The sequence below is a fragment of the Metabacillus fastidiosus NBRC 101226 genome (assembly GCF_001591625.1).
Lineage (GTDB): Bacteria > Bacillota > Bacilli > Bacillales > Bacillaceae > Metabacillus > Metabacillus fastidiosus.
Genome location: NZ_BCVG01000034.1, coordinates 21,520 through 33,074 on the forward strand (window position 1 = coordinate 21,520; position 11,555 = coordinate 33,074).

General features: G+C 36.5%; 8 protein-coding genes. 3 read left to right on the forward strand and 5 right to left on the reverse strand.

Annotated elements, in window-relative coordinates:
- Nucleotides 1–20: 20 nt before the first annotated feature.
- From BFA01S_RS10355 to BFA01S_RS10365, 3 genes are all read right to left on the reverse strand, one after another.
- The gene (locus tag BFA01S_RS10355) at nucleotides 21–695 is read right to left on the reverse strand and encodes an exopolysaccharide biosynthesis polyprenyl glycosylphosphotransferase (protein ID WP_066229506.1); all 675 of its coding nucleotides are present in this window, start codon (nucleotides 693–695) and stop codon (nucleotides 21–23) included.
- A gap of 326 nt (nucleotides 696–1,021) precedes the next feature.
- The gene (locus BFA01S_RS21900; protein ID WP_082799953.1) at nucleotides 1,022–2,410 is read right to left on the reverse strand and encodes a L,D-transpeptidase family protein; all 1,389 of its coding nucleotides are present in this window, start codon (nucleotides 2,408–2,410) and stop codon (nucleotides 1,022–1,024) included.
- A 104-nt stretch (nucleotides 2,411–2,514) separates the two neighbouring features.
- Entirely contained in the window at nucleotides 2,515–5,505 is a 2,991-nt protein-coding gene (locus BFA01S_RS10365; protein ID WP_066229509.1) for a leucine-rich repeat domain-containing protein, read from the reverse strand.
- A 253-nt stretch (nucleotides 5,506–5,758) separates the two neighbouring features.
- Between BFA01S_RS10365 and ppc the strand changes: the two genes are divergently transcribed.
- Both ppc and BFA01S_RS10375 read left to right on the forward strand, forming a co-directional pair.
- Complete coding sequence (gene ppc, locus BFA01S_RS10370) at nucleotides 5,759–8,509, forward strand: phosphoenolpyruvate carboxylase (protein WP_066229512.1); 2,751 nt, start codon at nucleotides 5,759–5,761, stop codon at nucleotides 8,507–8,509.
- A 355-nt stretch (nucleotides 8,510–8,864) separates the two neighbouring features.
- A complete protein-coding gene (locus BFA01S_RS10375; RefSeq protein WP_066229514.1) occupies nucleotides 8,865–9,071 on the forward strand; it encodes a hypothetical protein in 207 nt (68 codons plus the stop codon).
- Between the two features lie 153 nt (nucleotides 9,072–9,224).
- On the opposite strand, the gene BFA01S_RS10380 is transcribed toward BFA01S_RS10375, so the two are convergent.
- A complete protein-coding gene (locus tag BFA01S_RS10380) occupies nucleotides 9,225–10,382 on the reverse strand; it encodes a toxic anion resistance protein (RefSeq protein WP_066229517.1) in 1,158 nt (385 codons plus the stop codon).
- Nucleotides 10,383–10,397: 15 nt separating this feature from the next.
- Nucleotides 10,398–11,018, reverse strand: coding sequence for a 5-bromo-4-chloroindolyl phosphate hydrolysis family protein (locus BFA01S_RS10385; RefSeq protein ID WP_066229520.1), 621 nt, complete (start codon nucleotides 11,016–11,018; stop codon nucleotides 10,398–10,400).
- Nucleotides 11,019–11,243: 225 nt separating this feature from the next.
- Here BFA01S_RS10385 and BFA01S_RS10390 point away from each other — a divergent pair, with 225 nt between their 5' ends.
- Nucleotides 11,244–11,510, forward strand: a complete 267-nt coding sequence (locus BFA01S_RS10390; RefSeq protein WP_066229523.1) for a hypothetical protein — start codon at nucleotides 11,244–11,246, stop codon at nucleotides 11,508–11,510.
- Nucleotides 11,511–11,555 lie beyond the last annotated feature (45 nt).

Here is an 11,555-nt window from a genome sequence, read left to right on the forward strand (position 1 = left end):
AATTCCTCCTGCCCTAATAGTTATCTGGCACCTTCACCTGTAAAGATAACTTTTATTGTCTTAAATGCTGTCGTCAAATCTAATAACAATCCCATATTTTTTATATAATAAAGATCATATGCAAGCTTTTCTTTTGGAGTAATATCGTATCCTCCGTTTACTTGCGCCCAGCCTGTTACACCGGGTCTGACAGCTAAACGCATTTTAAACCCTGGAATTTCACGATCAAAATCCTCTGTAAATTGCGGTCTCTCTGGACGAGGACCGATAATGCTCATCTCACCTTTTATTACATTGACCAACTGCGGAAGCTCGTCAATTCTTGTCTTTCTAATAAAGGCCCCAACTTTTGTCACACGGGGATCATTTTTACTTGCCCACTGTGCACCATTCTTTTCGGCATCTGTTCTCATTGACCGAAGTTTAATGACATTAAAGCTCTTCCCCTTTAGTCCTAAGCGCTCCTGATAAAACACCGCTGCACCAGGTGACTCCAATCTGATAATGATCATTGTAATCAGAATAATTGGAGCTGCGATAATAAGACCAATGGTAGCAAATATAAGATCGAATATACGTTTTAACACTAAATTATATACAGTTTCTCTCGGTATCACTGCGGCAACGCGCGGATACGGATTTGGATTTGGTTGATAATTTTCATAAGCTGTTGATTCAGCTCGATTTACTGCCATCCTTATCACCTCAAAATAACTAAAAGAACATGGCCATTCCATAAAAATAGAGAAGGCTCGACACCTTACTCAAAACACAGTTTTTTTTAATATAAATCATTATAAAAAAAATACCACTTGTTATGAAAAAGGTCAATAAGAACATTTAGTTAGCTTGGATAAATGTTCCTTATTTGGGTATAAAATAAGAGAGATTTCCTTAGCTTTTATGTGCAAAATGAATTTGTGACAAAAGCTTAACAATTAAATTATTCTTATTGTTGTTATAATGAACCAGTTTCATTCTTCTTACAGTAAAATAGTAACTAACACTTTTTAGGAATGGATCATTTTTCTCTCAATATTTTTTCTTTCATAAACAATGCCTCGTTGATTTCCGCATGTGCCGGATACTTGCCCGGATGCAGCTTATTCCCTTGCTCTTTAATATCTTTTGCACGCTGTTTTAAGCGGTCTAATTTTTTAAACTCTAACTCCCTTTTTACCTCATCTGTTTCTGTTTCAATTTTCTCTAACAAGAGGTAGATAGATACTTCATAAATAATTGATTCTTTCGTAATTTTGGCAGGCATAATATATTCATCCAATAGTAAGCGACGAATACTTGAGCCATATACTTTACCAATATTTACTTCCGACTTTTTTATTAATTGTGAGTATTCATCATATGTTTGAACAGTACTTTCATCTAAAACACCTTTGTTTAATGCAGCAATTAACTGTTGCTGTTTCGGCTCAAGCCCTTTTCTTATTCCATTTACTGCATCTATATAAGCTGCTGTTCTAGTATACATATCATTTACATAGCTATACTGACTGTATAAAGATGATTGCTCCTTACTCGTTAAATTGCCCCAGCCTTTGTTCAATGATGCCATAACAGATCTTAACTCATTGTACTGTTCGCTGTATGCTTTCTTTATTTCAAGATCCTCTTTTGACTGAATAAGACTGTACTGCTTGTTTAAACTAGAAGATAAGGCATATCCTTTTTTCAAATCTTCTTTCACATTTGAAAGTTCTTTTTCGTTTAATAACTGTTCCAGTGCGGACTGCTCTGAAATGATGATTTTCGGATTTTTCTTTTCATTCAGCCAAAGCAGAATATTTCTCGCATTTTGCTCTGAAACAGCAACACAGCCTGCTGTCGGACTGGAACTGTTTCGCCACACATGGAGAAAAATAGCACTTCCCTTTCCCTTAACAATCGGGTCATCGTTATAACGGATATGGACACCGTATTTATATAGTGTCTGTAACATTCTTTCGTAGGAACGCCATTTTTTATTAGGGTCTCCGCTATATTTCACCCAGTTATTATAGTCGCTTGAGCTTGGGTCATCAATCCAATAATCTTCTTTCCCTGTTTGACGGTATGTATAAACCATTCCAGCTGGCTTTTTCACAGAACCAAAGGCAGTCCCAAGCCCATATATACCTGCTGGTGTTTTCCCATCCCCTTCTTTTTTATAAACAGACACTCCGCCTTTTCCTACTACTGCAGGGATTGGACCGAGTACTTTTGTAAAGCTGCCGTTTACTTTTTCATATGTTTCGACTATCGCTTTCGTATCCTTTGCGTTCTTTACTGTAACGACGATAAACTGCTCCTCTTCTTGAAATGCCTGATCAAAGCTATTCGATGCTGCAGAAGCAGTGTCTATGACAGAAAGGAAGAGAAAAACAACAGCAAATAAAGTGATTAATTTTTTCATTTGATACCCTCCTTTCCCCATTATAATAATATTTCAGCCCGCTGTCTTTTCGATTTTAAGAAAGAGAAGGGCCCGTAAAAAGCAGTCCTTCTCTTTATATAAGCCTATTTTAATGTCTCTGCTTCTTTAAATGCATAACCGTAGTGATCTCCATTTTCGCCAGTTATTTCAATATTGTAGCGTGTTTTTGCCTTTAAGCCTGTGAATGTATACTTTGTTACTTTCGTATCGACAGTTGCTTCCTTCACGATCTCTCCACTTTCAACTGAAGAAATGACAATATTGTATGTCCCTTCTCCTTGTGGAACCATAGGATCCCATGAAACGGAGATTGTGGAAGATGTCGCTTCCTCAACTGTAATCTCAGGATTTGCAGCAAATTCTAAATTCACTTGCACATCCCAGTACTCAAGTTCATCCAGCACTTTTTTATTTTCTGTACCGTTTGAAACATCAAGATTCTTCGTATCATATAGTGAGACATAATATAAATTTCCTAAATTAATTATCGGTACTATAGTTTTTACCGAGGTATGATCTAAATTCAGGAAAAAGAGTTCTTCCATTTCACTTATGATGTCAATATTCTCTATTGGGTTGGAAGCAAGATTTAAATAGCTGATAGATTTTTTCGAATTTTGTAGTGGTGCTATGTTAGAAATTTTATTATTAGACATTTCTACATATAAAAGGCTCTTCAACTTGGATAAAGCTGATAAATCACTGATTTCGTTATAAGATATATTAAGTGAATGCAGCTTCGTAAGATCTCCAATAAATGAAATGTCCTTCAATTTATTTGCACTGATATCGAGCCCATCCAATTTATTAAATTGACTCAAAATTGTATAATCTTTCACCTTTGTCTTGTTTAAAGAAAGATTCATTAAATTAGGAATGTTCTTCAATGGAGCTAAATCAAGCTCGCTTGAATTCCCTGAAATAGCTAGAGAACTTAAGTTCTTCGCATTTTCGATTCCTGTTAAATCTTTCACATCTGTATCAATCAGTGACAGATCATACAACTGCTCTAAATCACTTTCAAAAAGACTACGCTCAATCCCAAGCTGTTCTTTAATCAAATCTCTTAGTTTCTCATCTTTAAAGCTTATTTCCTTACCAGAAGGCTTATCCCATGTATAAGCAAATGTTAAGCCAGTAAATAGAAGCTTATTATTTGCATCATAAGCATTAACAGTAATGCTGTATTCTGTTCCAGGATTCAACCCTTGTAAAAGATAGCTCTCCTCACTCCAGTCTACTTTCGCAGTAAACTGATCATTTACTAAAATATCAACATAGCTGATTTCCTTTTCTCCACCGTATCCCCAGAATATTTCTGCTGAATTCTCTGTCGTACGCCCCGTATGAGGATAAAATTCTTCATTATCTTCATAATCGACCGCAACTCCGTTTTCCTGAAGCTGTAAAATTGTTTTTCCCGCTTCAGAACCTTCACTTACATCTAATTTTTGCGTATTCCATAAAGAAACGAATTGCAATTTCTCTACCGATAAAAGCTCTTTAATAGATGTAATTTCTGTACTGTTTAAGTCAAGCATTTGAAGATTTGGCAAGTTTTCAATTCCTTTTAAAGATAGAAGCGGGTTATCCGCAAGGAAAAGATACTCGATTTTTTCCAATTTCCCGATTTCCTTTAAGCTTTTCAATCCATTCCCCATTACTGAAAGCATCTTTAAATTAGTGAACGATGCAATAGGAGAGAAATCGGCAATCTCATTACGGTCAATTGCTAACATTTCTACATTTTTCACAGACTCAAGTGCCTTTAAATCAGTTAAACCGGTATTTGATAGTGATAATGATTGAAGCTTATTAAGACTCTCCAAAGCTTTATAATCCTTAATCGGATTACCGTCTAAAAAGAGTGTATGTAAGTTTTTCAAAGAAGATAATGCATCAAGCTTCTCAATTTTATTTTCACCTATGTGAAGTGTTTCTAAATTAACCGCTGACTCAAGCCCTGTTAAATCCTTAATCCTTTTTCTATGAAGCTCAAGGTCAGTAATTGTTTCCATATCACTTTGAACGACATCACGATCTAAACCAAAATGCTTTTGGATTGCTTTTGCAAGATTTGGATCTTTAAAAACAACCTTTTCCCCAGCCGGCTGCGGCAATGTTTTGATCTCTGCTTTAGAGAGACCGATCAATTTATCATTTGCATCGTAAGCCTCAACTGTTAATGTATATACCGTGTTTGGCTGCAAATGTTCTTTCTGCCATTTTACCTCTTGATTTGCTGACTGAATTCTTTCCTTTTCCCCATTCAGTGCTACAACATAATAAGAAACATTTTGCTCTCCAGCATAAAACCAAGATAGATCAATTTTATTTTCACTCGCTTTTTGAGTGCCTATCCAAAGATTAATTGCTTCATCATAGTTAATTTCAAGATTTTCACGTTTAATCTCATTCACTTCATTCAATAGCTTTAAATATAATTCACCGTATATTTCTAATTTTTCTAAGTTCGGCATATATTTAATCGGCTCAATCGTTTGAAGATCAAGATAACTAATATTCAAATTTTTAAGTTTTGAAAGATTCTTAATTGGGGATAAATCTTTTACTGATGTAAAACCTATATCAAGCGATTCAAGATGGGTAAATCCAGTTAACATATTTAAATCTTGGAATGATGTCGCTGATACATTTAAAGTCTTTAAATTTACTAATCCTTTCAAGTTTTCAAAATCAGAACCTTGATAAGCCAGAATGTCTAAATGCTTAAGCTTGTTTAATTGTTTAATTGGAGCTAGACTCGAAAAATTATTCCCGCCTATTTCTAATTTCTCTAAGTTAATAGCTTGTTCAATTCCCGATAAATCTTTAATCCCTTTAAACGGAACGGAAAGACTTGTAAGCTTCTCTATATCTGATTTGTAAATTTCCTTACGCTGTAATTGCAGCTCTTCTGCAATTGCCCTTTGTAATTGTTTATCTTTTATTATCACTGCTTCTTCTTGTTTAAGATTGCTATTTTCCACAGCACTTACTTCAGATAAGTAGGGTGTGAATAACGAGAAGAAAAATACTGTTATAATTGTTAGAAACATTATTTTTCTAGGCAAATTTTTGGCCTCCCATTTTTTCCATTATTTTTCAATACTCATTATAAATTTATTATTTCATTCTGCATACTACTTTCATTAGACAAAATTCTACAAATCTATATTTTTTTTAGATTAAATTTCTATAAATATATATCATTTTAAGATTGAAAATAGACAAATTTACTCCTTCGTTTTAAACTAAACTTAACTATTGTTATTTTTTTCCGCATAAAGGCTTTATTTTAAAATTTCAAAAAAGAAGGTGGAATAAATGTCTGTACAACTAAAAACAATTGAGAATAACAGTTCTCTATTGCGAAAAGATGTAAAGTTTCTTGGGAATGTTCTTGGAGAAGTACTTCTTTACCATGGCGGCGATGAACTGCTAAGCACTGTTGAACGAATTCGTAAATTAACGATCAGTCTCCGTGATGAGTTCAATGAAGAAGTAAATGAATCATTAAAACAGGAGATCAGCCAGCTGCAGCCCCCTATTCGTGAACAAGTGATCCGGGCATTTTCTGTCTTCTTCCAGCTTGTTAATATAGCAGAACAAAATCATCGAATTAGACGAAGAAGACAATATCAGCTTGAAGATGATCATATTATCCAGCCTGATTCTTTAGAAGGCGCCGTTCTTTCACTTAAAACGAATGAAATTGCTGAAGATGTTATTCAGGAAGTGTTAAACACTCTTTCCCTTGAATTAATCATTACAGCACATCCAACAGAATCAACAAAAAGAACGGTTCTTGAGATCCAAAAAAGAATTGCTGCTGTTTTAAAGGAATTTGATAGTAAAACATTAACGAAACGTGAGCATGCTGAGCTTGAAGAAAGTCTTATTAATGAAGTAATTACACTGTGGCAAACAGATGAGCTAAGGCATCGGAAACCGACTGTAATGGATGAAGTAAGAAATGGTCTTCATTATTTCGATCATACTTTATTCGAGGTGCTGCCGGATATTCATCAGGAACTTGCTGACTCCCTCCATGAGAAGTTCCCGAACCGCGACTGGAATGTTCCGAATATTTTGCGATTTGGTTCATGGATCGGTGGGGACCGTGACGGAAATCCGAGTGTTACACCAGAAATCACTCGGAAAACACTTGAAGCACAGCGCGAATTAGTTATTAAAAAATATAAAGAAGCAATCGTGGAGCTGATGAAGAGATTCAGCTATTCCAAAGCAAGAGTAGATGTTCCGGCTACATTAATGGATTCTGTTTTAAAAGAAGAAGCATTAATTGATCCTAAGAAGAGATGGGTACTTGAGGATGAAGTATACCGCCGCAAGTTTGCGATTGTTCTTGAGCGTTTAGATCAGATCGGGAAATCTGAAATCGGTTATAAATATGCTGATGAACTATTAGCTGACTTAGTATTGATTGAAAGAAGTATTAAAAGTCATCAACCGGGAGAAAGAAAGCTTAAATGCATTAATCGATTAATACGCCAGGTGCAGCTGTTCGGATTCCATTTAGCAACACTTGATATTAGAAATCATAGCGGTGAACACGAAGCAGCGATTACGGAAATTTTCCAAAAGGTAAAGCTTGCGGAAAACTACGCTGCACTTCGTGAAGAAGAGAAATTATCACTTCTTGAGTCTGTGTTAAAAGACCCGCGCCCCGTTTTACTTTTGAACGAAGATTATTCAAAGGAAACACAGGAAATTTTAAAAGCATTCAAAATGATAAAAGATGCTCATAAAGAATTTGGAACAAGGGCAATTGAAGTGTATTTAATTAGTATGACGGAAGCAGCAAGCGATCTGCTTGAAGTGCTTGTTCTTGCCAAGGAATTCGGTCTCTACCGCCTGCATGCAGACGGCCGGATTGAAAGCCAGCTAAATATCGCTCCCCTTCTTGAAACAATTGATGACCTGAATGCAGGGCCGAAAATTATGGAAACTTTATTTAAAATGGATGTATATCGTCATCACTTAAGAGAGCTTGGCAATCACCAGGAAATTATGCTCGGTTATTCTGACGGCAGCAAGGACGGAGGAACACTGACAGCAAACTGGAAGCTTTATAAAGCACAGAGGGAAATTCACGAAATGGCGAGAAAGTATGCAATCCGCCTAAAATTCTTCCACGGCAGAGGTGGTTCACTTGGCCGAGGCGGCGGGCCGTTAAACAGAAGTATTTTATCCCAGCCGAAAGAAACATTAGGTGATGGAGTAAAAATTACCGAGCAGGGTGAAGTATTATCTTCCCGCTATTTAATCAAAGAAATTGCCCACCGCAGCTTGGAGCAGGCTGTTGCGACATTATTAAAATCAACTGCACAAGTAGAAGAAAGCTATACATTAGAAAAAGCTTGGGAAAAGGCAATTGAAGAAATTTCTGATATTGCACTTAATAAGTATCAGTCACTTGTTTTTAAGGATAATGATTTCCTTACTTATTTCAAACAGGCGACACCGTTAATGGAGCTTGGAGCACTTAATATCGGTTCACGTCCAATGAGCCGGAAAAAGAGCCAACGTTTTGAAGATTTACGGGCCATTCCATGGGTATTCGCATGGACGCAAAGCCGTCAGCTCTTCCCTGCCTGGTATGCAGCAGGCACAGCACTCCACAGCTTTGCTGCAAAAGGAGAAGACAGCTTCAAACTGTTACAGGAAATGTATAATAAATGGCCTTTCTTCCGTTCCACAATCGATAATTTACAAATGGCCTTATTGAAGGCAGATATGGAAGCAGCTGAAAAATACACAGAGCTTGTCGAAGACCAGACGATAGCGAAACGCATTTTCGGTGAAATTGTCCATGAGTACAATATAACGAAAGAGATTTTGTTAAAGATTACGGATGATAAGGAACTACTGGACCGCAACCCTAATATTCAGGAATCAGTGAAAAGGCGAAATCCATATGTTGATCCGCTTAACTTCCTGCAAGTAGAATTAATACGTAAGCTTCGGGAAAATAATGAAACAGATGAAGAAGTACTAACAGAAGTATTACTCACAATTAATGGAATTGCTGCTGGTATTCGAAATACTGGCTGATTATGAGAGGATTTCTCCAAAGGGTAAAAGCAACCCTTTGAAGAAATCCCGCTGAAAGGCCCTGTCATAGAAATCCGGTAAAATCGAGGATTTGATGGCAGGGCCTTTCAGCTAAACTTATCCCAGCCTTAACGAGAAGCAACACCCCCACTTCAAAGTTCTGAGAGTTCAAAGAAGTTAAGTGAGAGATCAACTGCTCGTAAAGGTCCGATTGGTTCATCTAACATAGTAATTTTGAACGATTAATCTTTCTATTAAGGATAGTATATTGGAGCTATCTTTTAAAAAAGTGTAGGAAACATAATATAGAAAACTTATAATCGTTATTAAGAACACTAAAAAGGATGGATCATATATGAGAAGCAAAAGAACGAAGCAGAAACAACAGAAAAAGGTGTGGATTTGGATCCCTTTAACTCTTATTGCTCTCTTCATGCTCGGTACTGCGGGATATGCTTTCCAGCTTTTTAATAAGGCTACGAGCACAATGATCAATATAGATGGAAATTCAAATAAGGAAAAACATTATAAACGAGAAGAATTAATTCATAGTGAAAACTAAATGAGGATGTCCCTAAAGGGTAAAAAGCAACCCTTTTGGGACATCCTGCTGAAAGGCCCTGTCATGGAAATCCAATAAAATCACGGATTTAGTGACAGGGCCTTTCAACTTTTAAAACTTATTAGAAACTTATCGGCTAGCTCCTCAATAGCTTTATGAATGTGATTCACCGGCAGAGATTAACCTTTGCTTTAAGTCCGTTTCCATTGAAAGCAGATCTTGTTCTGCCTGCTGGCGCTTTGCACGTCCTTCTGCTTGAATGCGAAGCGTTTCCTCAAGCGTGGATACTAAATGATCCTGCACTTTCTTTAATGTATCAATATCGACGATACCGCGTTCATTTTCTTTCGCTGTCTCAATCGTATTCACTTTCAGCATTTCTGCATTTTTCAGCAGAAGATCATTCGTCGTTTTAGAGACAAGCTTTTGTGCTTCTACCGCATCTCTTTGACGAAGCAGTGTGAGAGCTATAGCAACTTGGTTTTTCCAAAGCGGAATAGCAGTCATAATAGAAGATTGAATCTTCTCCACCAATGCTTGGTTAGTCGATTGAATCAAGCGGATTTGCGGTGCGCTTTGCATCGTAATCTGCCTGCTTAAAATAAGATCGTGGGTTCTTTTTTCCAGACGGTCAGCAAATTGGATTAAATCATTTACATCCTGGTATGCCATTTGGTCCCCTGTCGCCTCTGCTTTTTTCTTTAGTTCAGGAATAGTTTTTGTCTGCAGCTCTTCAAGCTTCAGTTCCCCTGCCGCAATATAAATATTTAATGCATTAAAGTAATCCTTATTTCTTTCATACAGCTGTTCCAGCATTTGAACATCTGACAGGAGACCATTTTTCGAATGTTCCAGCTTTACACTGATACGGTCAATTTGCGCCCCTGTTTTTTGATATTTTGATAATACTTCCTGAATAGAGTTTGATACTTTCCCAAACATTTTCGAAAGAAATCCGCGCTTTTCAGATGTCAGACCGTCTGGGCTTACCTGTTCAAGTTTATTCATTAAATCATGGATAATTGCTCCCACTTCCCCAGTATCCTTCTTTTGTACATGGTCAAGCATCGTATGTGAGAAGCTTAAAAGCTTTGATTGCGCCTGTGTTCCGTATAAAGTAATTGCCTTTTGATCTTTCGGATCAATCTGCGCAGCAAGCTGAATCGCTTTTTGGCGGTTTTCCTCAGGAAGAACATCAATAAGTTTCTTCTGTTCTGCTGGTGCCGTTTCATTTACAATAATGTCATTGTCTCCAAATGGATTTGATAACAGATCATCAAGCTCTGTCGATTTATTCGTTAAGTCGCTCATCGGTGGAGCCTCCTTTTATTTCTTTTTATCAATAGTAAGCTTTGCTACATCCAATTCAAAATTCAAATGATCAATATCTTTTGCAAGCACATCATATAAATCCTTTTCAACTGACTGTGCTAAAGTTGAAATCGTCTCTCTCGTTTCTGTCAGTGAATCCGCCATTTCTTTCGATTTCTTTGGCTGAGCTGCTAAAAAGGCATGTTTTTCGCTTAATTCTACTAAAGAATCTAAATGAGAATAGTAAAACTCTTCCGCTAAATAAAAACGTCTCGGCTCTGTCTTCGTAATGGAATATATTTTATTAACGATACGCAGGAGCTCAATATTTTGCTTAATAGACGCTATATTCCGAATAGAAATAAGTGATTTTCGTAATCTCTTTATTTTTTTATTTGCCTCTTCTAAATTTTTCTGAATATATTTATACTCTTTTCGGCTAAGGCCGTGCCGTTTTAAAAAGAGATTTGTCGTAATAAATGAAGTAGTAGAATAAGCTGCTATACCTCCACCTACCGCAAAAAGCGATGATAGAAGGAGCGGCTGTCCAATCGCAAAAACACTGACTGACCAGACTGAGACTGTCGATACAGCTGAAACAGACGTCTTCGTTAGAAAATTTAAAAATTGATTCATATTTATCTACTCCTATTTTGTAACATCCTATATTTAGATTACGGTTAAAACAGGAAGGAAGTTTCACTTTTTCAAATAATAGTTATTCATCTAATTTTATCATTTTCTTTGACTAAAAACAGCAGTTCTAAACATTTGATACATGAAAACATTTACGAATATTTTAATGATTTTTACCATAATCTTTTTAAGAGTCACATTTATTGAAAAGAGGGGGGATAAGTCATGTTAGAAACTATTGCCCTTATCGTTCAGGTCGGTATTGTTGTTTTTTTGGCGATCGATGCTCCTAAACACGGCAAAAATCCATGGCTGTGGGGAATTCTCGGTTTCTTCTTCGGTCCGCTAGTACTCGGTATTTATTTCATTTTAACAAATAGGAAAGTTGCCGGATGGGTTATTATTGTAATTTCGATCTTATATTTCTTCTTAGTTATGTTAACTGTAATTGGAGTCATTTTTCTAGTGCTTACAGGCGGGGCTGCCGGTTAGCAGAGGCTGTCCGATAAAGTGAAACTTCTATCAGTGGGGGTTTCC